We start from the raw sequence: 22,070 nt of genomic DNA, 5'->3' as shown, positions 1-22,070 counted from the left end.
CTTGACCTCAACCTCACTTGAGGTTCTAGCGTCGTCTCCATGACCACGCAGACCGAGCAGGTGTCGACGCCGGGCACGGCCGCACCGCGCATCATGAGCAGCGAATACCTCTGGATCACCATCGGCGCGTGCGCGCTCGTGTTCCTCGGGGCGTTCGAGTCCCTGGCCGTGACCACCGTGATGCCGACCGTCAGCGCCGACCTCGGTGGCGAGCGCCTGTATGCGCTCGCCTTCGCCGGTCCCCTGGCCACCGGGGTCATCGGCATGGTGATCGCGGGGAACTGGGCCGACCGTCGCGGACCGGTCGCCCCGCTGTACACGGCGGTCGCGATGTTCATCGTCGGGCTGCTCATCGCGGGTCTCGCGCCGAGCATGGAGATCCTGGTCGCGGGGCGGTTCGCGCAGGGTCTCGGCAGCGGCGGCCTGATGGTGGCGTTGTACGTCGTGGTCGCGCGCGTCTACCCGCAGGCGCTCCATCCGGCGATCTTCGCCGGCTTCGCGGCCGCCTGGGTCGTCCCGTCGCTGATCGGCCCGACGGTCGCGGGAGCCGTGACCGAGCTCTGGAGCTGGCACTGGGTCTTCCTCGGCGTGGTCATCCTCGTGCTCGTGGCGCTGCTGATGGTGATCCCCGCGCTTCGCGGGCTCGCGAACGACGGGGATGCGACGACCCCCTGGGCATTCGGCCGACTCGGGTGGTCGGTCCTCGCCGCCGCCGCCGTGCTCGCGCTGAACCTGGTCGGCGGCATCCCCGCGATCGGCCCCGTGCTGTCCCTCGTCGCCGTGGTGATCGCCCTCGTCGCCGTGCGGCCTCTGGTCCCGCGCGGCACGCTTCGGGCGCGCCGCGGGCTGCCCTCGGTCATCCTCGTGCGCGGTGTGGCCGCGGCGGCGTTCTTCGGGGCGCAGGTATACCTGCCCTATCTGCTGACCGATCGCTACGAGCTCTCGCCGACGCTCGCCGGGCTCTCGCTCACCGGCGGCGCTCTCGCCTGGTCCGTCGCCGCGACGGTCCAGGGGCGGATGGGTGCCCGGCTCTCGAGCGTGACGGCGGTGCGGGTCGGCACGATCCTGGTGCTGGTCGGCATCCTGCTCACCGTGGCGACCGCGGGCTTCCGCTGGGACGCCCTGATGGTCGCGGTCGCCTGGGTCGTCGCCGGAATGGGGATGGGGCTCATGAGCCCGCGCACCAGTGCGCTGACGCTCGCGATGTCGACGCCGGAGAACCAGGGGTTCAACAGCGGCGCGATGACGGTCGCGGACTCCTTCGGCAGCGCGATGGCGCTCGCCGTGACCGGCACGCTGTTCGCCGCGCTCGCGGCTGCCGATCCGTTCCTCGGGGTGTTCGTGCTGGCGGCGGTGGTCGCCTTCGCGGCGGCGATCCTCGCGCCGAGGATCCGTGTCGATGCCGTCACGACCGAAACGCAGACCGAGGGGGTCGTATGAGCGGCGACGCGGCGATCACCGACGAGAAGGAGAGGGAGACCATGCGAGCAATCGTGCAGCGCGAGTTCGGAGAATCCGAGGTGCTCAGGATCGAGGAGGCGACGCTGCCGATCCCCGCGGAGGGAGAGGTGCGCGTGCGCGTCGCCGCCGCGGGGGTGCACGCCGTCGACCTCGACATCCGGAGGGATGCCGCACTGCCGTCGATGCCGCGGCCGACGCTGCCCATGACGCCGGGCCGCGAGATCGCCGGTGTCGTCGACGCCGTGGGGCCGGGGGTCGATGCGGACCTCATCGGCGCGCGAGTGGTCGCCCACGTCGGTTTCCGCAGCGGCGGATACGCCGAGTTCGCGCTGTCGGCGGCGTCGGCACTGCACGTCATCGACGACGGTGTGGCGTTCTCGCAGGCGGTAGCGACCATCGGCACGGGCCGGACGGCCCAGCTGGTCTGGGACGCCGCGCAGATCCGGCCGACCGACGTCGTGGTGGTCCCCGGAGCATCGGGAGGTCTCGGCAGCCAGATGGTCCAACTTGCGTTGTCGGAAGGGGCGACGGTCGTCGCGCTCCACGGAGGCCCGGCGAAGCGCGCCGTGGTCGAGCATCTCGACCTCGGTGAGAAGCACGCCCGAGGCAGGCTCGTGCCGCTCGATGCGAACGATGAGTCGTGGCCCGATCGGATGGGCGAGCTGCTCGACGGGAAGCAGCCGTCCGTGCTCCTCGACGGTGTCGGCGGCGGGACTGCGCGAGCGGCCCTGGAGAGTCTCGGTCGGGGTGGACGCGTCGTGATCATCGGCTGGTCGAGCGGAGAGATCCTCCGCCTCGATACGGACGACATCGTGCAAGGTTCTCTCTCCGTCACCGTGCCTCTCGGGCGTGCTGTCGCCGATCTGCGCGCGCTCGAGGCGCGAGCTCTCGCCGCGCTCGCAGACGGGCGAACCTCTCCTCCCGTCGATGAATACGGTCTCGAGGATGCGGCGGCCGCGCACGACGCCATCGCCCAGCGCCGCCAGCGGGGAAAGATCGTGCTGGTGCCGCAGCCTCGCTGAAGTTGCGCTGATCAGAGGCCGCCCATACTCTGGTGAACGGTGTTCAGGTGAACACCGTTCAGGAAGGACGCGCCATGACCGATTCCCCCCGCGACACCAGCGCGACTCTCGGCCGGGTGGCCGTGTTCGCCGCTCTCATCATCGTGCTCGGCACCGTCGTCGTCCCGCTCCCCGGCGGAGTGCCCATCACGGGGCAGACGCTCGGCGTCATGCTGGCCGGCCTCGTACTCGGCCCGCGCATCGCCCCCTGGTCGATCGCCCTCGTGTTCGCGCTCGCCGCGGTCGGACTGCCCGTGTTGGCGGGAGGACGCGGGGGCCTGGGAGTCTTCGTCGGACCCACCGTCGGCTACATGATCGGGTGGATCGCCGGTGTCGTCGTGATCGGCCTCATCATGCGCGCCGGGCGCTTCACGTGGTGGCGCGCCGCCGTCGCCGCCCTGGTCGGCGGGGTGCTCGTCGTCTACGCGTTCGGCATCCCCGTGCAGGCGCTCGTGACCGGAATCCCCCTCGACCTCACCGCCCTGTCGAGCCTGGCGTTCCTCCCCGGCGACCTGATCAAGGTGACCGTGGCCACGTTGGTCGTCGTCGCGCTCCGGCGTGCCTACCCGCGGGCCTTCGCCGACCGGCGGTCCGTCGCCGAGCCCGCGATCGTCGCCTAGCGTCTCGGGGCCATCGCCTGGGCCGCCGTTTACCGCCGGGCGTGGCCACCCATCAACCTCCCGCGGGCCGAGCGTTCTTCAAGCGAAGTTACAAATTCGTTATCGTGTACGACGTGCGGGGAAACACGGTTCGCTTGGGTGATATGCAGTTGTCGTATGACGCGGCGAACAGGCATATCGGGACGACGTACGACGATGGGACGACGGTGCGGATCGTGCGCGACGCGACCGGACGTATCGCCACGCGGACGATAGATCCGACGGGTGCGGGCCCGGCGGCGACGACGAACTACCTGTATGCGGCGGGTGGTGATGCGGCGTGGGGTCAGAAGTCCGGTGCGGAGCTGACCCGGAGTGTCGGGTTGCCGGGTGGGGTGTCGTGGACGAACCAGGCCGGGGAGGTGACGTGGTCGTTCCCCGGTTTGGGGGGACACGGCTTGGTGACCCGCGCCGGGACGACGACGGGCGGGTTGTTGTTGTGGGATCCATTCGGTCAGCCGGTGGATCCGGTGACGTTCGCGATCGGGACGACTGCGTCGGATAATACCGGGCAGGTGGCGGGGAACACGCTGTGGCATCAGGGTGCGTTGAAGCCCGCGGAGTCGGCGGGGTCAGCGCTGGTGGTGGAGATGGGGGTGCGGTTGTATGTCCCCGCCCTCGGGCGGTTCCTGCAGGTCGACCCGATCGAAGGTGGTGGGGCGAACGACTACTCGTGGCCCACCGACCCCATCAACGGACACGACCTCAGCGGTAAGGAGTGGTGGTCGGACATCGGAAAAGCCATCACGGAGAACTCTGTAGTTCAGATTGGTTGCACGTTTGCCTTTGGCATACTGGGAACAGCGTGTTCCGTCATTAAGGGCGCTGCATATGCCATGCAAGGAGATTGGGGCAACGTCGCAATCGAGGCGGCATCTGCAGTGACTGGTGGCATAGCGCGAAAGGCCGTCACTGCAATTGGCCTATTGGTTGTGACGCAAAAAGTTGTTCGAAATCCGGTTGGTGCGGTAACGCGAAGCACTATTCGACCGATAAGCCAGAGAGTTCGGGCGTCGAGGGCCGGCGCGGAAGTGGTTGCGTCTAATAGCCTTCAGAGTATACTAAGGCCTCTCCGGACGACGCAGCCAATGGCCCCAAGCAAGGCATTCAAAATCGGTAGGTTCTATGTCTCAGCCTAGCTTCGATACCCCTACGGGGAGGCGTGGGCGCGCTGGACGCCTGGCAGTTTCTTCTGTCTACACCGGATTTGCTCCCGCGCTGCTTCTGATCAACCCGATGCAGGTCGAGTTTCCTGGCGTGCTGCGGCTCATCGCGGCCCCTTTATTGCTGCTAACAGCGTGGCTTTGGTTGCGGCTTCCCTTCACGGGTATCGAGACGGTGGACGATACTGTGGTCGTAAACACATGGTGGTCGCGAAAGAGGATCTCTCGAGGTAAATTGGCACGATTTCGGGTTCAGGCCTACGAAGGGCCTTTCTACTTTCTTGCGTGGGCAATTGATGCAGGACCATTTGAGAGTGGAGAACTTGAAGCCGAACTGAAGGACGGCACGTTAGTCTCCCTGAGAGGTACGGTTTGCGGCCGCCGTACTGCGAATGACATTGCTCGATCTCTCAACAATTGGCTTGGGGTCGGCTCGGATCTGCGCGCGCCGCCGCGTCCGCGGAACAGAAAATAGATGGCAGCTGTGCTGGGCGCTCCGAACCTGACGCCATAAGAGGCTGGTATTTGAGCTCGACTTTACGATTCATCATGCCTCCGAATGCTCGATCTCGTCATGGCGAGAATTGAGCGATGTTCAGCTCCGATACGACTGCTTCTTGGGCGATGTCCGATTCGTGTTGGGCGGTGTCAATTTCAGCACAGATTGGGGTTGGATCCCGATCTTCGATTTCGCGCTCTCATTTCGACTGATCGGGGAGGCGCTCGTCCGAGAGGGCTCCGCCGTCTTCGAGTTCACAGATTCAGATCACGTGATCGAGTTCAACGTGCAAGACGAGCGGGTGGTTGTTCGAACGAACTACGCGATCGGGCAGGGAGTCGTGGAGTTGTCCGAATTCTCTCGTGCGACCGTGGAGTTCTTGAGCCGCGTTCGAACACGCATTGAAGGCGAGTTCCCGGACCTCAGAGAGAACGTTCACTACCGCACCGCCCTCGGACAGTTCTGGTAGGTCGTGCTCAGGGCTGTGCCCCTCGGACTCCTCATGCTGATGGCCGGCGGCGAGCGACGTCGTTCACTTCCCACATCCGAGTTCCCGCCCCCACGCCACGCCGCAGGGAACAACTCACCCGTGACTCGACGTTGCTCTTGAGCGAGACTGGGCCACGTAACCGGCTCACGGAGAGGTGCGACGCATGAACGCTGCGGAGAAGACCGACGAGTACGACCTGATCGTGTTGGGCGGTGGTCCGGTGGGCGAGAACGTCGCCGACCGAGCCGTGCAGGGCGGGCTCACCGCGATCATCGTGGAGAGCGAGCTCGTCGGGGGCGAATGCTCCTACTGGGCGTGCATGCCGTCGAAGGCGCTGCTGCGCTCGGCGCAGGCGCTCCGGGCTGCTCAGCACGTGGGCGGGTCTTCGCAGGCGGTGACGGGAAAGCTCGACGTGCGCGCGGTGTTCGACCGTCGAGACTCGTTCACCAGCAATTGGTCGGATGACGGCCAGGTGAAGTGGCTCGACTCGGCCGGCATCGACCTGGCCCGCGGCCACGGCCGTATCAGCGGCGAACGTGAAGTGACCGTGACGGATGCCGACGGCACAGAGCGCGTGCTCACGGCCCGGCACGCTGTCGCCATCAGCACCGGATCGGATGCCGTCATCCCGCCCATCGACGGTCTCCGCGAGGCCACCCCGTGGACCAGCCGCGAGGCGACCAGCGCCGAAGAGCTGCCCGACAGCCTGACCGTCATCGGCGGAGGGGTCGTGGCCGTCGAGATGGCCACCGCCTACGCCGCGCTCGGCTCGAAGGTCACCGTGATCGCCCGCAGCGGACTGCTCGGTGGAATGGAGTCCTTCGCGGGCGAGCGCGTCGCCGCTGGTCTCAAGGAACTCGGGGTCGACGTGCGCACCGGAACCGGCACCGAATCTGTGCACCGCGGCGCGAACGGCGTGACCATCACCCTCGACGGCGGCGAGGAGATCACCGCGACGGAGGTGCTCGCCGCGACCGGCCGCTCCCCGCGCAGCGGTGACATCGGCCTCGACGTCGTGGGGCTGGAGCCCGGCCGCTGGATCGAGACGGATGACACGCTCCGCGTCCCGGGCAACGACTGGCTCTATGCGGTCGGCGACGTCAACGGCCGCGTGCTCCTCACCCACCAGGGCAAGTACCAGGCGCGCGCCGCCGGCGATGTGATCGTCGCGCGCGCCAAGGGCGAAGACGTCGACGATGCCCCGTGGGGTCGTCACGTCGCGACCGCCGACCAGGCCGCCGTGCCGCAGGTCACGTTCTCGATTCCCGAGGTCGGCTCCGTCGGGCTCACCGAGGCCCAGGCGGTCAAGGCCGGTATCGCGGCGAAGGCCGTCGACTACGACCTGGGCTGGGTCGCCGGGGCGAGCCTCTACGAAGACGGCTTCGAAGGACAGGCGCGACTCGTGATCGACACCGACCGCGACGTCGTGGTCGGTGCGACGTTCGTCGGCCCCGAGGTGGCGGAGCTGGTGCACGCGGCCACCGTCGCGATCGTCGGAGAGGTGCCGATCGCCCGCCTCTGGCACGCGGTGCCGTCATACCCGACGATCAGCGAGATCTGGCTGCGACTGCTCGAGGGCTACGGCCGCGATTCCGCCTGACCCCGGCACGGACAACTGATCCAGACATCGGGGGCAATCCATTCGCACGACGGTGCCGAACAGGATCCGGATTGTTTCTCACATTGACGGCGGTGGCGCAACCCTCGCCCCTGATGTCTGCACCGTCTTATACGCTCGAACCCACATCCGAGGAGGCAGGACCATGAAGGCTGTACTCGCAGGAACCGTCATCGCCGAAGCCGACGAGAGCGATCTCGCCCGCATCGAGGGGAACTGGTACTTCCCACCCGCATCCATCACGCCCGGAGTGCTCGTCGAGAGCCCCACCCCGTACACCTGTCCGTGGAAGGGTGCCGCTCAGTACTTCTCGGTGCAGACCGATGGTGAGCTCCACACCGACTACGCCTGGTCGTATCCGAATCCCTATCCCTCGGCGTTCGACCGCGTCGGCAAGGACTTCTCCGGATTCGTGGCGTTCGATCCCCGCGTCGAGGTCGGCCCGTAGCCATCTGAAGAGCCCCGTAGCCATCTGAAGAGCCCCGTAGCCATCTGAAGAGCCCCGTAGCCATCAGAAGAGCCCCGTAGCCATCAGAAGAGCAAAGACTCGTCCGCTCGCACATCGATCGACCGACTGGAGACCAGCCATGATCGAGTTCCGTAACGTCACCAAGCGGTTCCCCGGCGGCGCCCTCGCCGTCGACGACTTCAGCCTCGTGCTGCCCTCGCGCAAGACGACCGTGTTCGTCGGGTCGTCCGGCTGCGGCAAGACCACCCTGCTGCGCATGATCAACCGCATGGTCGAGCCCACTTCGGGTGAGGTCGAGATCGATGGCGAGAGCGTACTCCAGGGCGACCCGGTGGCTCTGCGCCGACGCATCGGCTACGTCATGCAGAACTCCGGGCTCATGCCGCACTTCACGGTGATCGACAACGTGGCCACGGTCCTGCGGCTCACCGGGGTGAAGAAGGGACCGGCTCACCAGCGGGCGCGCGAACTGCTCGACACGGTCGGCCTCGACCAGGCGCTCGCCGAGCGCTACCCGAGCCAGCTGTCCGGCGGCCAGCAGCAGCGTGTCGGTGTGGCCCGCGGACTCGCCGCCGACCCGAACATCCTGCTCATGGACGAGCCTTTCGGCGCGGTCGACCCCATCGTGCGGGCCGACCTGCAGCAGGAGACCCTGCGACTGCAGCGTGAGCTCGACAAGACGGTCGTCTTCGTCACGCACGACATCGACGAGGCGTTCCTGCTCGGCGACCAGGTCGTCATCCTCGACAAGGGCGCGCGCATCGTGCAGGTGGGCAGCCCGAGCGAGATCATCGAGAACCCCGCGGATGACTTCGTCTCGGCGTTCATCGGCGCCGAACGCGGACGCCGTGCTCTGCACCTCAAGCAGACGCCGCACGGCACCGTGGTGGTCGATGGCGAGGGCCGCACGCAGGGGTCGATCATCGACGTGCCGGATGCCGTCACCGATGCGCTCCTGAGCGAGGAGAGCGCGACGAAGGGCGCTCCGTGAACTGGATCGTCGACAATCTCGGCCTCATCCTCGAGCTGACCGCGATCCACCTGCAGCAGAGTGCGATCGCGATCGTGCTCGGCTTCGTGCTGTCGCTGCCGCTGGGCTGGGTCGCCTGGCGGTACCAGCTGGTGAAGGGTCCGGTCATCGTTCTGACCGGGCTGCTGTACACGATCCCCTCGCTCGCCCTGCTGATCCTCCTCCCGTCCGTGGCCGGGTATCCGGCGCGCAGCCCGGTGAACCTCATCATCGGCCTCACCATCTACGCGGTCGCGATCCTGGTGCGTGCCGTCTCGGACGGCCTCGACTCGGTCGATCCCGCGATCCGGCAGTCGGCCACCGCGATGGGCTACGGCGGGTTCCGTCGGTTCTGGACCGTCGATTTCCCTCTCGCCGGACCCGTCGTGCTCGCCGGACTCCGTGTTGCCGCCGTCAGCACCATCTCCCTCGCCACCGTCGGCATCCTGGTCGGGGTGAACAACCTCGGCTACTTGTTCACGAACGGTCTGCAGCGACGCATCCTGGCGGAGGTGTTCGCCGGTGTCATCGCCGTCGTCGTGATCGCGCTCGTGATCGACCTGCTGCTCCTGCTGCTCGGCCGTGCGCTCATGCCGTGGACGCGCGCGGCGAAGACGCCTTCCGCCGCGCGCAGGACCGCCACCCTGGGGGCCGCCGCATGAACGTGTTCGCCGACGCCTTCGCCTGGCTCTTCTCCCCCGACCGGTGGGAGGGGCCGTATGCGCTGCCGATCCTGTTCGGCCAGCACATGTACTACACGCTGATCTCGGTGCTGATCGCCGCCGTCATCGCGGTGCCGCTGGGATGGCTCATCGGCCACACGGGCAAGGGCAGGGAGATCGCGGTCGCGGTCTCCGGAGCCGCACGTGCGATCCCGTCGTTCGGACTCATGGTGCTGCTGGTGCTGCTCCTGGGTGTGCTCCGCGTGCCCGAGGCGGCGATCATCACGTTCGTGCTCCTCGCGATCCCCTCGCTGCTCGCCGGCGCCTACACGGGTCTCGAGGCCATCGACCGACGGGTGCTCGATTCGGCGCGCTCGATGGGGATGACCGAATGGCAGGTGTTCTGGAAGGTCGAGGTTCCCCTGGGGTTGCCTCTCCTCGTCGGCGGCATCCGCGCGGCACTCCTCCAGGTGATCGCGACGGTCACGATCGCCGCGTACGTCAACCTCGGCGGCCTCGGTTGGCCGATCATCCAGGGCATCCCGCTGCGCAAGTTCGATCAGGTGCTCGGCGGCGCGATCCTCGTCGCCGTGCTCGCCCTGATCGTCGATCTGATCTTCGCCCTCCTCCAGCGCGCCGCCGTCCCGGCAGGTGTGCGTGCGCCGACCACGACGCGTCGGTCGCGCGCCGCAGCCTCGGCGCCGTCGCCCGCCACAGCCTGACACCGTCCCACAGCTTCACCCCCGTTGTTCCAGAGAAGAGGAAGTCCCATGTTCACAGCACGCAAGTCACGACTCGCCCTCGCCGGTGGCACCGCGCTCGTCGCGGCGCTCGTCCTCGCCGGCTGCGCCAACAGCAACCCGCTCGATGCCCCGACCGACGACGCGGGCTCCGGAGACGACACCATCGTCATCGGCTCGCAGGCCTACTACTCGAACGAGATCATCGCCGAGATCTACTCGCAGGCTCTGGAAGCTGCCGGCTTCACGGTCGACGAGCAGTTCAGCATCGGACAGCGCGATGCCTACATGCCCGACGTCGAGTCCGGCGCGATCGACCTGTTCCCCGAGTACACGGGCAACCTGCTCGAATACCTCGACAAGGACGCGACCGCGACCAGCCCCGACGACGTCTACGCGGCCCTGAAGGAGGCGCTGCCCGACGGCCTGACCGCTCTCGACTACGCCGAGGCTTCTGATCAGGACACCTACACGGTGCTGAAGAGCTTCGCCGACGCGAACGGTCTCACCTCGATCGCCGACCTCTCGAAGGTGACGACGCCGGTGACGATCGGCGCCGCGCCGGAGTTCGAGCAGCGTCCCTACGGTCCGGCAGCAGCGAAGGAGGTCTACGGCGTCGACCTCGGCTTCTCGGCGACCGGCCCGACCACCCTCGAGTCTCTGCTCGCCGGCGAGATCCAGGTCGCCGACATCTACTCGGCCGACCCCGCCTTCCAGACCGAAGACATCGTCGCGCTCGAAGACCCGGAGAACATCATCCTGGCCTCCAACGTCGTGCCGATCGTCTCGGACGACGTCGCCGACGAGATCGCCGACGTGATCAACGCGATCAGCGCCAAGCTCACCGCTGAGGAGCTCGTCGGTCTGAACGTGCAGAGCACGGTCGACGAGAAGTCGGCGAGCGACATCGCCAAGAAGTGGCTGACCGACAACGACCTCATCTGAGTCGGAATGACAGAAGCGCCCGGACCCGTGAGGGTCCGGGCGCTTCGTCGTCGCGGAGGCGTCAGATCCTGGCGTCCTGTTTCGGGACCAGGACCTGTTTGATGATGATGAGGATGGATGCCGTGACCGGCACGGCCACGAGCGCCCCGAGCAGGCCGAGCAGCGTGCCGCCGGCGAGGGCGCCGATCACGACGAGCGAGCCCGGAACCGACACGGCGCGGTTCATCACGCGCGGGGTGATCACATACGCCTCGATCTGCATGTAGACGAGATAGATGGCCGCGAAGATCAGGGCGGCGATCGGGTTGGTGAACAGCGCCAGGCAGGTGCCGAGGATCCAGAACAGCACCGAGCCGACCAGCGGGATCAGCGTGACGCAGAACGCGATGGCTGCCATCAGCGGCGGGAACGGCAGGCCGAGGAACAGGTAGAGCAGCAGGGCGAGCGTCGCGTTGCAGAAGGCGAGGACCACCATCCCCATCACGTAGCCGCCGACCGAGTCGGTGATCTGATCAGTGATGTCTCCGGCGCGGGCGCGGTCGCGGGCCGGGGCGAGACGCAGCAGCCCCTGCTTCATGGCGGGCAGCGACGCGAGGAAGTACAGCGTCAGCACGAGCACGATGATCGCACCGGAGATGCCGGTGGCGATCGAGGCGCCGACGGCGAGGGCGCCGCCGCCGATCGTCGCCAGGTTGCCGAAGTCGGTCAGGAACGCCTGCACCTCGGCGACGAGATCCTGGAACTGATCGCCGAACTGGGCATCGAGCGTGGCATAGATGTCGCTGTTGGTGAAGTCCTTGATCATGCCGGGCACGGATTCCACGAAGCTCACGATCTGATCGATCACGACCGGGATGATCATCCACAGCACGAGGGCGAACACCACGATGAGCGCGAGGATCGTGATGACGACGGACACCACTCGGGAGAGACCGCGGCGTTCCAGGAATCGCACGGCGGGGTCGAGGCCGAGCGCACCGAACAGGGCGAGGGCGATGTAGATGAGCACGGTCGACAGGTTCGACAGGGCGAGGCCGATCACGATCGCGCCCAGTCCGCCCAGCGTCACCAGGAAGCCGAACACGAACGGCCGGTCGATGCGGGTCCAGAACGAGCGGCTCGGCGTCATCGGCTCGATCACGACGGGGCGAGGGGCGGCGTCCGCGGTGGCCGCGACCGCGGGCGCGGGAGTGGACCCGCGCCGGGTCGTCGCCGGTGCTGCGGGCGCGGTGTCCGACGTGGCGTCGTCGAGGGGCGCGGATGCCGGCGGCTCTTCGTTGCTCATGTGCTCACGATAGCGGTGCCCCGAGTCGAAACCGGGGTGTGCCGCGGCTCTAGAGTAGGGGCATGACCGCCGCCGAGGACCCGAAGGCCGAACTGCTCCGGCTTCGCGCCACCATCGACAACATCGACGCCGCACTGATCTTCATGCTGGCCGAGCGCTTCCGCGCCACCCAGCAGGTCGGGCATCTGAAAGCGGAGCACGAGATGCCGGCATCCGACCCGAATCGGGAGGAGCAGCAGGTCGCACGGCTGCGCGCTCTCGCCGAGGAGGCGCATCTCGACCCGGAGTTCGCGGAGAAGTGGTTCAACTTCGTGGTGGCGGAGGTCATCCGCCACCACACCGAAGCGGCCGAAGGCCGGTGAAGAGGAGCCGGACGGGCGACGGTGTGTGCAGCACTCGCCCGTCCGGAGTTTCATGAGGTCGATTGACCAACTAAGTTCAATGAATAAACTTAGGGAGAGACTACGGATCGCGCCACGATCTGTCAACAGTTCGCACGCGACGAGCGGTGGAACGGGAACACATGCTGAGCACGGATGACGGCCTCGACACCCAGGCGTCGGTTCGGCGTGCGAACCTGCGTCGGGCGCTGCAGCTGGTCTTCCGCAACCCGGGCACGCAGACGCGAGCCGGGATCGCACGAGCGACGGGACTGACCGCGGCCACCGCGTCGTCCTTGGTCGCCGAGCTCATCGAGAGCCGACTGATCGTCGAGGGAGAGCAGGCCGCGAGCACCGGCGGCAAGCGGGCGACCACCCTCAGCGTCGATGCGAGCCACCACCTGATCCTGGTGCTGGTGGTGCAGCCTCTCCACGCGGACATCGCCCTCGTCGCGCTCGACGGCACCGAGGTCGACGTGCGACGGGTCAACTACTCGGCCGACAACCGCGACCGCGCTCTCGACGAGGCCGTGTCCGCGGTGGCCGCCGAGTTCGGCGGACGGCTCCTCGCCGCGGGCGTCCAGCTGCCCGGCACCACCGACGGACGGGCGGTGCTGGAGAGCGTGCAGCTCAAGTGGCAGAACGTGCCTCTCGCCGAGCGGTTCGAGCGGATGCTCGATGCGCCCGTGATGCTGATCAACGACGTCGACGCGGAGGCCATCGCCGAAGCCGGTATGGAGCAATCCCCGTCCGGGTATCGGCTCTTCATCCACCTCGGCGGCGGTGTCGGTGCGGCCGTCACGCTCGACGGCGAGCTGGCACCGGGCCCGCGTGACCGTGCCGGTGAGATCGGGCATGTGCAGGTCGTGTTCGGAGAGGCCGCGCGCGTCTGCCGGTGCGGGCAGCGCGGATGCCTGGAGTCGGCTGCGGCTCTGGGGGCGATGCTCGGCGACGAGTTCTCCGACGCGATGGATGCCCCTGAGATCCGTGAACTCGCAGCCCAGGCCGACGAAGAGCATCTCGACGAGGGCGCCCGCGCGCTGGCCCGGGCCGTCAAGCTCATCAGTGCGCTGCTCGACCCGATCGAGGTGGTCATCGGCGGGCCCGCGACAGAACTCGGGCCGCATTTCCTCGAACGGGTGCGCCGCGAGACCGAGTACCCGGCCCGCGGCACGGCGCAGGTCCCGGTCCGCTACGCCGATCCTCGGGTCTCGCTCGCGGCCGGCGCCGCGCAGGCCGCGCTCACCTCGGCGCTCGGCGTGCGGTGGAATCCGGAGCAGCTGCGCGCAGCATCCACGTCCCGCCCCTGACGCGCCCTCCCGCGTCGGAGTGCCCCGCTGCGTCGGAGTGCCCCGCTGCGTCAGAGTGCCCCCGCTGCGTCCGACCCCTCCTGTTGCGTCGGAGCGCATGTCGTGCGGCGAAGCCTCCCGGTCGCGTCGCCCCGCACGCCGACACGCCAGATGTCGGACTCTCCTCGAAGAAGCGTCCGACATCTGGCGTGTCGGCGTGCAGGTGGGCCCGGTGAAGGGGGGAAGGGGGCGCAGGCGTTCGGCGCCCGAGGGGCGGCGCGTCGCCGGTGGCGCGACCTACTTGACGCTGCCCGCGGTCAGGCCGCCGACGAGACGCTTCTCGATGAGCATGAACAGGATGACCACCGGCAGGATCGCGACGATCGAGACGCCGAACACGTACTGCCAGCTGGTCTCGTACTGACCCACGAACTTGGTCAGCGCGACCGACAGCGGCTGGTTCTTGTCGGTGGACAGGATCACGAGCGACGCCGCGAACTCGTTCCAGCAGGCCACGAACGTGAACACGATCGCGGTGACGATGCCCGGCCACACGAGCGGCAGGTTGATCTTGAACAGCACGGTGAAGCGTCCTGCACCGTCGATCTGCGCGGCCTCGTCGACCTCCTTGGGGATGCCGGCGAAGAAGGAGTGCATGATCCACACTGCGAACGACAGGTTGAACGCGGCGTTGATGAAGATCATCGCGGTCCAGGTGTCGCCGAGTCCGAGCACGGTGAACTGACGGAACAGGCCCGAGGTCAGCACGGCCGGCTGCAGCATCTGCGTGATGATCACGAGGAAGAGGAACACCATGCGGCCGGGGAACTTGAACCGGGCCGTGTAGTATGCCGCCGGCAGCGACACCAGCAGCACGAGCAGCGTCGCGAACACGGCGATGACGATCGTCGAGATCAGGTTGTACGGCAGCGGCGTCTCGGGGGTGGACCACATCGTGATGTAGTTCTCCCAGTGCCACTCCGTGGGCAGGTACGTCGGGTCGACGGAGCGGATCTGCGGCTTCGTCTTCACGGAGCCGAAGAACATGATCAGGTACGGCAGCACGAAGATCGCGAGCACCAGGAACCCGGCGACGGTGCGCAGGATCACGCGCGGCAGGGTCACCTGGTCTTCGGTGTAGCGGCGCTTGCGGCCCGGAAAGGGCGGGGTGCGGCGACCACCGCGGCCGGCGGTGGTCACGAGGGCGGTCTCGGTCACGGTCATGATCAGACCTCCTTCATGGGCTTGACGATCTTCACGTAGGCCGCGACGATCACGATGACGATGAGGAACGCGACGACCGAGAGGGCGCTCGCGACATCGACCTTCTTCTGCAGCTCGATGTACTTGAAGATGAGCGTCATGATCGTGTCGGCGTCGTAGCCGGGGATCGATCCGGTCATCACCTTCAGGATCGGCAGCGAGTTGAACACGTTGATGATGTTGATCAGGACCGCGACGGCCAGGGCGCTACGCAGCTGCGGCAGGACGATCGACCAGTAGGTGCGGGCCGGGCTCGCGCCGTCCATCTTCGCCGCCTCGATCGCATCGGCCGGGACCGACTGGAGCCCGGCGAGGATCGTGTAGGTCGTGAAGGGGAGCGAGACGAAGATCGCGATCACGATCGACCAGGTGAAAGCTGTCGCGGGGTTCTTCGTCCATCCGTACCCGACCGCATCGTCGGAGAGCCCGATGTCGTAGAGGAACTTGTTGAAGATGCCGAAGTACGGCTCGAGGCTGTAGTAGAACACCATCGTGGTCATGACGACGGATGCCGCCCACGGCACGATGACGGCCATGCGCACGAGCTGACGTCCGGGGAACGCCTTGTTCAGGATCTGCGCGAGGCCGAGCGAGATGACGACCGTGAAGACCACGACCGACACGACCCACAGGATCGTGCGGAAGAAGATCGGCCAGAACTCGGTGAACGTGAAGACCGTGACGAAGTTGTCGAAGCCGACCGATCCCTTGTCGAGGCCCGACAGGGAGATGTCGCGCGTCGAGTTGAAGAACATCACCCCGGCGGGGAAGAACACCACGCCGATGATGAGGAGCAGAGCGGGGGCGATCCAGGGCAGCGCCTGGAGGAGATCCTTTCCGCCCGGCCTGCCGCGAAGGGCATCCGGGGTCTTCCGGGTGCGGGGGCGGCCGGTGGCCGCCCCCGCGAGGTTCGAGGACTCTGTCTTCTGGCTCATTCGGGTACCCGAACCTCTCCGATCAGCGGGCTCAGCCCGCGTCGACCTGCGCCTGGATCTCGGTCAGCACGTCCTGAGCCGGCTTCGACTGGATCTGACCGAACAGCGACTTGAATGCACCGTCGGCGGCGGACCACTTCGGGTTCGTCGACGGGTAGAACTGGGCGTCGGGCAGCACGTCGAGGAACGGCTTGAGAGCCTCCTCGCCGGAGAGCTGCTCGGCACCGGACTTGGTGACGGGAAGGAACCCCTCGGCCTGCACCCACGGCACGTACACGTCGGCCGAGTAGTAGTAGTCGAAGAACTTCGTGATCGCGTCCTGCTTGTCGCCGTCGTTCTCGAACGCCATCAGCTGGTCCATGACACCGAGCGTGAACGGCGAGCCGTCCTTGGTCGGGATCGGGACGATCGAGTAGTCCAGGTCGGGGTTGCCCTCGGCGATCTGACCGACCGTCGGCGGGAGGCCGACCTGCATGCCGATCTTGCCCTGGATGAAGATGTCCATGAGGGGCGAGCGCTGCGTCGAACCGGGGTCGGCCTGCGTCGCGCCGGCGTCGATCATCTTCTTGATCTGCTCGGCACCGGCGAGGTTCTCCGGGGTGTCGATCGTGATCTCGGATGCGTCGCCGAACGATCCGCCGCCGCCCCACAGCCAGACGGCCGCCTCGGCCTGCGCCTCTTCAGACCCGAGGGGCATGCCGTAGCCGGCGACTCCGCCGCCGAGCGCCGACACCTTGGTCGCGGCATCCAGCAGCGAATCCCAGTCGGTCGGAGCCTCGACGCCGGCCTGGTCGAGCAGGGCGTTGTTGACGAACAGGGCACGAGCCGATGCGATGAGCGGCAGCGCGTAGGCGGTGCCGTCGACCTCGGCGTTCTTCAGGAACGACTCCTGGAAGTCGGAGTACGTGTCATCCGAGACCACGTCCTTCGTCGGGTACAGGAGCTCGTCGCTGACGAAGCCCGCGAAGGGGCCGCCGTTGTAGATGTCCGGGGCCTCGCCGGCCTGGATCTTGGTGGACACGACCTTCTCGAGGTTGTCCCAGGACTGCACCTCGAGCTTGACCTTGATGTCGGGGTTGGCCTTCTCGAACCCGTCGATCACCGTCTCCCAGTTGGCCTTGGTGCCGTCGGAGTAGCTGGGGACGAGGAGATCGAGCGTGGTCGATCCCTCGGCGTCGCCGTCGCCGGACGAGCCGCCGAACCCGCACGAAGCGAGCGAGAGCGTGGCGACGGCCGCAATGGCGGCGGCGCCGAACCGCAGTGACTTCTTCATGTGTATTGCATTCCTCACTGTGATGTCCGATCCCTCATCGGCGGGGCCGATTCGGGAGGGTGTGTGGTGCACAGTCGCAAGCACATCACGCGACGGTGCGTGGTGATCGCTTCGCCGGATGGCAGCCGCGATCGTTCAAGCCGGGGCTCGGGGTTCTCGACGGCGGCCGAGGTCGGAGTCGAGGAGGGTGGAACTCGTCTGATTATTTGTCAGGAGAACAAACAAATCAAGGTAAAGCTGTCTGCGCTTTGATTCGACGCCATACTATGATCGAATTAGGCTGTAAATAATCACAAGTATGCAACTTCTCGCCAGAAAGGCACCTCGATGACGGATTCGCTGCCCGGCGCACACATGCGCGAAGAGCTCAACTCCCAGCCCCGGATGTGGGCCACGGCCGCAGACCTGAAGGCCGAGCAGGGGCTGCTCCCGGCTTCCGGTGCGCGCATCGCGGTGGTCGGCTGCGGCACGTCCTGGTTCATGGCGCAGTCGTACGCCGCGCTCCGCGAATCGTCGGGCCAGGGCGAGACGGATGCGTACGCGGCATCCGAGGCCTTCATCGACCGCGGGTATGACGCTGTCGTCGCCCTCACCCGTTCCGGCACCACCACCGAGGTGCTCGAACTCGTCGACCGCATCAAGGGCCGCATCCCGACCATCGGCGTGATCGGCGATCCGGAGTCGCCGCTCGTGTCGCTCGTGGATGAGGCCGTGCTGCTGCCGTTCGCCGACGAGAAGTCGGTCGTGCAGACGCGGTTCGCGACCACCGCTCTCGCGCTCTTCCGTGCCTCGCTGGGCGAGAACCTCGACGGCGCGATCGCCGATGCCGAGGCCGTGCTCGCCGAGGCCGGCGACGACGAGCTGCGCGACGCGGACCAGTACACGTTCCTGGGTCGCGGTTGGACGATCGGTCTCGCTCACGAGGCCGCACTGAAGCTGCGCGAGTCCTCGCAGTCGTGGACCGAGGCCTACCCGTCGATGGACTACCGCCACGGTCCGATCGCGATCGCCGCTCCCGGGCGTGTGACCTGGCAGTTCGGTGAGGCTCCGGAGGGGCTCTCGGGGCAGGTCGAAGCCGCCGGCGCCCGCTTCGAGCAGCGCGCGATCGACCCGCTCGCCGACCTCGTGCGTCTGCACCGCACCGCGCTCGACCGTGCGGTCTCCCGCGGCCTCGACCCCGATCAGCCCCGCAACCTCACGCGATCCGTCATCCTGGATGCATGACGCAACGCGCCTCCGGAGTTGACCATGACCCGAGCTGACCGGGCGGACACCGTTCCCGACGTCGAGCGCGATGCCAGCGGTGAGAAGCTCGCCGCCGTGCGCACGCTCGGCGTCGGTGCGCCCGTGCTGGCGTTCGACGTCGGCGGCACCGACATCAAGTCGGCCCTGTTCGATGCCGACGGCACCGCTCTCGGGCTGCGCCGCACGCCCACGCCGATCGCCGACGGCGACCGGACGCAGGTGCTCCTCGACCGCCTCGAGGTCCTGGCCGCCGAGCTGCGCGCCGCGCACCCGGATGTGGTGCCGCAGGCCGTGGGGCTCGTCGTGCCCGGAATCGTCGACGCGGATGCCGGCCTCGGGATCTTCGCCAGCAACCTCGGGTGGCACGACTCCCCGCTGCGCGACCTCGCCGCCGAGCGCCTCGGACTGCCCGTGGCCTTCGACCACGACGTCCGCGCCGCGAGCTGGGCCGAGCGCCGCCTCGGCGCCGCCCGTGCGTATGCCGACGCGGTCGTGCTGGTCATCGGCACGGGAGTCGCGGGTGCTCTGCTCGTCGGCGGCATCCCGTACACCGCCGGGGGGTACGCAGGCGAGATCGGGCACTCCCCGATCGCGGACGGACCGATCTGCGCATGCGGCGCCCGCGGCTGCCTCGAGGCGGTCGCCTCCGCGGGGGCGATCGCGCGGCGCTACCGCGAGGCGACCGGCATCGACCCCGACGGCGCGAAGGACGTGATCGCTCGCGCGGCTGCCGGCGACGAGATCGCCGCAGAGATCTGGAACTCGGCGCTCGACGCCCTCACGATGTCCCTCGCGCAGCTCACCGCCGTCGTGGCGCCAGAGGCCGTGATCATCGGCGGAGGACTCTCCCGTGCCGGCGGAGCGCTGTTCGACGAGCTCCGCACGCGCCTGGCCGCGAGGCTCAGCTTCCACCGCATCCCCGCCCTCGTGCCCGCCGAGCTCTCCGGCAACGCGGGGCTGCTCGGGGCGGCACTGCGCGCACGGGAGGTCACGTGATCCTCACCGTCACCCCCAACCCGGCCCTCGACCTCACCTGGCACGTCGACCGGCTCATCGAGGGCGGAACGCACCGAGCGGATGCCGGGGCGGCGCGTGCCGGCGGCAAGGGGCTCAACGTCGCGCGCGTGGCGCATGCCGAGGGTGTGGGCGTGCTCGCCGTCAGCACCACGGGCGGTCGGGTCGGCGAGGAGTTCGCAGCTGAACTCCGGGCCAGCGGGGTGCCGCACGCCCTGGTGCCGGTCGCCGCGGAGACCCGTCGCAGCATCGCCGTGGTCGACGAGACGCTCGGTGACACCACGATCATCAACGAGCGGGGAGTGAACCCGACCGACACCGAGTGGGCCGCGCTGCTCGCCGAGGTCGTCGAGCGGCTGCCGAGCGCGGACGTGCTGGTCGTCTCCGGCAGCGTGCCGCCCGGTGCCCCCGATTCGCTGATCACCATGTTGATCGCGGTCGGCAAGGACGCCGGAGTGCCGGTCATCGTCGACACCTCGGGACCTGCGCTGCTGCGGGCGGCGGATGCCGGGGCTGCCGTGCTGAAGCCCAATGCGGCCGAGCTCGTCGAAGCCACGGGCATCGTCGACCCGGTCGAAGGCGCCAGATCGCTGATCGCCCGCGGCACCGAGCTCGTGCTGCTCTCGCTCGGCGCCGAGGGCATGCTCGCCGTCACGGCATCCGACCTCGTGCACGCGCGGCTCGACGAACCCCTCGCCGGCAATCCCACCGGTGCGGGGGATGCGGGTGTCGCCGCCTGCGCCGTGCTGTACGCCGACGGCGTGCGCGACCCCGAACAGATCCTCCGCCGGGCCACGGCCTGGTCTGCCGCCGCCGTGCTCACTCCGCTCGCCGGCGACATCTCTCCCCGGTGGACCGAGCTCGACCAGCAGCTCCGCGTCTCGCATCCCGACCCTGAATCGTTCCGGAAGGACCCTTCGTGACCCTCGTCTCCGCTCGCGACCTCGTCTCCGCGGCCTCCGCCGCCGGTACCGGCATCGGCGCTTTCAACGTGATCCACCTCGAGACCGCCGAGGGGCTGGTGCGTGCGGCGGCGCTCGCGCAGCTGCCGGTCATCCTGCAGATCTCGCAGAACTGCGCCGACTACCACGGCGGGCTCGAGCCGATCGCGGTGGCCACGCTCGCGGTGGCGCGGCGTGCGCAGACGCCCGTGGCGGTGCACCTCGATCACGCCGAGCGCCCCGAGCTCGTCGACGAGGCCATCGCGCTGGGCTTCGGGTCGGTCATGTTCGACGGCGGTGCGCTGCCCTACGACGAAAACGTGGCGCTCACGGCAGCGGTCGCCGCCCGCGCGCACGCAGCCGGCGTCTACGTCGAAGGTGAGCTCGGAGAGGTGGGCGGCAAGGACGGTGCGCACGCCCCGGGTGTGCGCACCGACCCCGACGAGGCGCGTGCGTTCGTGGCGGCCACAGGCGTGGACGCCCTCGCGGTCGCCGTAGGCTCCTCGCACGCGATGACCGACCGCACGGCGTCGCTCGATCTCGACCTGATCGCCCGACTGCACGCGGCCCTGCCCGTGCCGCTGGTGCTCCACGGATCCTCCGGCGTCGCGGATTCCGTGATCGCCGACGCCGTGCGCGCGGGGATGACGAAGATCAACGTCTCCACGCACCTGAACGGATACTTCACCCGCGCGGTGCGCGAGAAGCTCGACGCGGACGAGCGTCTGGTCGACTCACGCAAGTACCTCGCCCCCGCCCGCGATGCTCTCGCCGACGAGGCCGCGCGCATGCTCCGACTGTTCGCGCTGCAGCCCGCGGAACCGGTGTCCTGATGAAGCGCGCTGCCCGGCTGAATGCGATCCTCGACCTCCTGGCCGCGAAAGGCGAGGTCACGGTCGAGGAGCTGGTCGAGCAGTTCGGCGCCTCGTCCGCCACCACTCGACGCGACCTCGACACCCTCGCCGAGCAGCGCCTCCTCACCCGCACGCACGGCGGCGCTGTGGCGCAGAGCGTCGCCTACGAGCTGCCCATCCGCTACAAGAGCCACCTGCGCACGCACGAGAAGGCCAGCATCGCGCAGACCGCCGCCGGCCTCGTCGCGCCCGGCATGGTGGTCGGGCTCTCGGGCGGAACCACCACGACCGCTATCGCCGCCGCCCTCGCCGCCCGCGACGACCTTGCGGGGAACGGCGGCATCACCGTCGTCACCAACGCCGTGAACATCGCCGCCCAGCTCGCCACGCGGCCCGACATCAAGGTCGTCGTCACCGGCGGCGTCATCCACTCGCGCAGCTACGAACTGGTCGGTCCGTTCGTGGAGCAACTGCTGCGCGGGGTGCGGCTCGACATCGCCTTCATCGGCGTGAACGGGATGGATGCCGCTGCCGGTGCCACCACACAGGACGAACGCGAGGCCGCCGTGAACCGGATGATGGCCGAACGCGCCCGTCGCGCGGTCGTGGTGACCGACGGCAGCAAGCTCGGCATCGAGGCGTTCTCGACCGTCGGCGGCGTAGAGCTCTTCCCCACCGTGATCACGGATACCGGAGCCGATGCCGAGGTGGTCGCTGGCCTCCGTGCCGCCGGCTACGCGGTGCTCGTCGCCTGAGGGCAGCAGCGGAAAGACGCGACACACCAAGGGCCCCGACGTCCCCAGATCGTCGAGGCC

General features: G+C 68.1%; 22 protein-coding genes. 18 read left to right on the top strand and 4 right to left on the bottom strand.

Annotated elements, in window-relative coordinates; translation table 11 throughout:
* Positions 1–39 precede the first annotated feature (39 nt).
* From CQ042_RS02655 to CQ042_RS02605, 11 genes are all read left to right on the top strand, one after another.
* Positions 40–1,440, top strand: a complete 1,401-nt coding sequence (locus CQ042_RS02655) for an MFS transporter (protein WP_374954458.1) — start codon at positions 40–42, stop codon at positions 1,438–1,440.
* Positions 1,437–2,483 (top strand): zinc-binding dehydrogenase, encoded by a 1,047-nt coding sequence (locus CQ042_RS02650; RefSeq protein WP_219844796.1) that lies wholly within the window; start codon positions 1,437–1,439, stop codon positions 2,481–2,483. The genes CQ042_RS02655 and CQ042_RS02650 overlap by 4 nt, the downstream gene beginning before the upstream one ends.
* A gap of 74 nt (positions 2,484–2,557) precedes the next feature.
* Complete coding sequence (locus tag CQ042_RS02645) at positions 2,558–3,142, top strand: biotin transporter BioY (protein ID WP_105668692.1); 585 nt, start codon at positions 2,558–2,560, stop codon at positions 3,140–3,142.
* A gap of 104 nt (positions 3,143–3,246) precedes the next feature.
* On the top strand, positions 3,247–4,320 hold the full coding sequence (locus CQ042_RS02640; RefSeq protein ID WP_181157416.1) for an RHS repeat-associated core domain-containing protein: 1,074 nt from the start codon (positions 3,247–3,249) through the stop codon (positions 4,318–4,320).
* A gap of 608 nt (positions 4,321–4,928) precedes the next feature.
* Positions 4,929–5,312, top strand: a complete 384-nt coding sequence (locus CQ042_RS02635; protein WP_105668690.1) for a hypothetical protein — start codon at positions 4,929–4,931, stop codon at positions 5,310–5,312.
* Positions 5,313–5,496: 184 nt separating this feature from the next.
* Positions 5,497–6,933, top strand: coding sequence for an NAD(P)/FAD-dependent oxidoreductase (locus tag CQ042_RS02630; protein ID WP_105668689.1), 1,437 nt, complete (start codon positions 5,497–5,499; stop codon positions 6,931–6,933).
* A gap of 163 nt (positions 6,934–7,096) precedes the next feature.
* On the top strand, positions 7,097–7,399 hold the full coding sequence (locus CQ042_RS02625; RefSeq protein WP_105668688.1) for a DUF427 domain-containing protein: 303 nt from the start codon (positions 7,097–7,099) through the stop codon (positions 7,397–7,399).
* 139 nt (positions 7,400–7,538) lie between these two features.
* Entirely contained in the window at positions 7,539–8,411 is an 873-nt protein-coding gene (locus CQ042_RS02620) for an ABC transporter ATP-binding protein (protein WP_105668687.1), read from the top strand.
* Entirely contained in the window at positions 8,408–9,091 is a 684-nt protein-coding gene (locus CQ042_RS02615) for an ABC transporter permease (protein WP_105668686.1), read from the top strand. The genes CQ042_RS02620 and CQ042_RS02615 overlap by 4 nt, the downstream gene beginning before the upstream one ends.
* Positions 9,088–9,813 (top strand): ABC transporter permease, encoded by a 726-nt coding sequence (locus tag CQ042_RS02610; RefSeq protein ID WP_105668685.1) that lies wholly within the window; start codon positions 9,088–9,090, stop codon positions 9,811–9,813. The genes CQ042_RS02615 and CQ042_RS02610 overlap by 4 nt, the downstream gene beginning before the upstream one ends.
* A gap of 48 nt (positions 9,814–9,861) precedes the next feature.
* A complete protein-coding gene (locus CQ042_RS02605) occupies positions 9,862–10,776 on the top strand; it encodes an ABC transporter substrate-binding protein (protein WP_105668684.1) in 915 nt (304 codons plus the stop codon).
* Positions 10,777–10,837: 61 nt separating this feature from the next.
* On the opposite strand, the gene CQ042_RS02600 is transcribed toward CQ042_RS02605, so the two are convergent.
* Positions 10,838–12,061 (bottom strand): AI-2E family transporter, encoded by a 1,224-nt coding sequence (locus tag CQ042_RS02600; RefSeq protein WP_105668683.1) that lies wholly within the window; start codon positions 12,059–12,061, stop codon positions 10,838–10,840.
* A 62-nt stretch (positions 12,062–12,123) separates the two neighbouring features.
* Here CQ042_RS02600 and CQ042_RS02595 point away from each other — a divergent pair, with 62 nt between their 5' ends.
* A complete protein-coding gene (locus CQ042_RS02595; RefSeq protein ID WP_105668682.1) occupies positions 12,124–12,423 on the top strand; it encodes a chorismate mutase in 300 nt (99 codons plus the stop codon).
* 161 nt (positions 12,424–12,584) lie between these two features.
* Positions 12,585–13,751 carry an ROK family protein gene (locus CQ042_RS02590; protein ID WP_105668681.1) on the top strand — a complete coding sequence of 389 codons (1,167 nt, stop codon included), beginning with the start codon at positions 12,585–12,587 and terminating at the stop codon, positions 13,749–13,751.
* A 276-nt stretch (positions 13,752–14,027) separates the two neighbouring features.
* Here CQ042_RS02590 and CQ042_RS02585 read toward each other — a convergent pair whose 3' ends face one another.
* The 3 genes from CQ042_RS02585 to CQ042_RS02575 are packed head-to-tail and all read right to left on the bottom strand — an operon-like array spanning position 14,028 to position 17,201.
* Positions 14,028–14,954: a carbohydrate ABC transporter permease gene (locus CQ042_RS02585; RefSeq protein WP_181157415.1), complete on the bottom strand. Its 927-nt coding sequence runs from the start codon at positions 14,952–14,954 to the stop codon at positions 14,028–14,030.
* Positions 14,955–14,956: 2 nt separating this feature from the next.
* On the bottom strand, positions 14,957–15,928 hold the full coding sequence (locus CQ042_RS02580) for a carbohydrate ABC transporter permease (protein WP_105527098.1): 972 nt from the start codon (positions 15,926–15,928) through the stop codon (positions 14,957–14,959).
* A 31-nt stretch (positions 15,929–15,959) separates the two neighbouring features.
* Positions 15,960–17,201, bottom strand: coding sequence for an extracellular solute-binding protein (locus CQ042_RS02575; protein WP_105668680.1), 1,242 nt, complete (start codon positions 17,199–17,201; stop codon positions 15,960–15,962).
* A gap of 327 nt (positions 17,202–17,528) precedes the next feature.
* On the opposite strand from CQ042_RS02575, the gene CQ042_RS02570 reads away from it, so the two are divergent.
* The 5 genes from CQ042_RS02570 to CQ042_RS02550 are packed head-to-tail and all read left to right on the top strand — an operon-like array spanning position 17,529 to position 22,010.
* Positions 17,529–18,425 carry an SIS domain-containing protein gene (locus tag CQ042_RS02570; protein WP_105668679.1) on the top strand — a complete coding sequence of 299 codons (897 nt, stop codon included), beginning with the start codon at positions 17,529–17,531 and terminating at the stop codon, positions 18,423–18,425.
* Positions 18,426–18,449: 24 nt separating this feature from the next.
* Complete coding sequence (locus CQ042_RS02565; protein WP_105668678.1) at positions 18,450–19,442, top strand: ROK family protein; 993 nt, start codon at positions 18,450–18,452, stop codon at positions 19,440–19,442.
* Positions 19,439–20,383, top strand: coding sequence for a 1-phosphofructokinase family hexose kinase (locus CQ042_RS02560; protein ID WP_105668677.1), 945 nt, complete (start codon positions 19,439–19,441; stop codon positions 20,381–20,383). The genes CQ042_RS02565 and CQ042_RS02560 overlap by 4 nt, the downstream gene beginning before the upstream one ends.
* A complete protein-coding gene (locus CQ042_RS02555; protein ID WP_105668676.1) occupies positions 20,380–21,234 on the top strand; it encodes a class II fructose-bisphosphate aldolase in 855 nt (284 codons plus the stop codon). Before CQ042_RS02560 ends, CQ042_RS02555 begins: the two co-directional genes overlap by 4 nt.
* The gene (locus CQ042_RS02550) at positions 21,234–22,010 is read left to right on the top strand and encodes a DeoR/GlpR family DNA-binding transcription regulator (RefSeq protein WP_105668675.1); all 777 of its coding nucleotides are present in this window, start codon (positions 21,234–21,236) and stop codon (positions 22,008–22,010) included. The genes CQ042_RS02555 and CQ042_RS02550 overlap by 1 nt, the downstream gene beginning before the upstream one ends.
* Positions 22,011–22,070: the final 60 nt, after the last annotated feature.

This window comes from Microbacterium sp. MYb62 (genome assembly GCF_002979475.1).
Taxonomy (GTDB): domain Bacteria; phylum Actinomycetota; class Actinomycetes; order Actinomycetales; family Microbacteriaceae; genus Microbacterium.
This window is presented reverse-complemented; position numbering and strand designations above follow the sequence as displayed.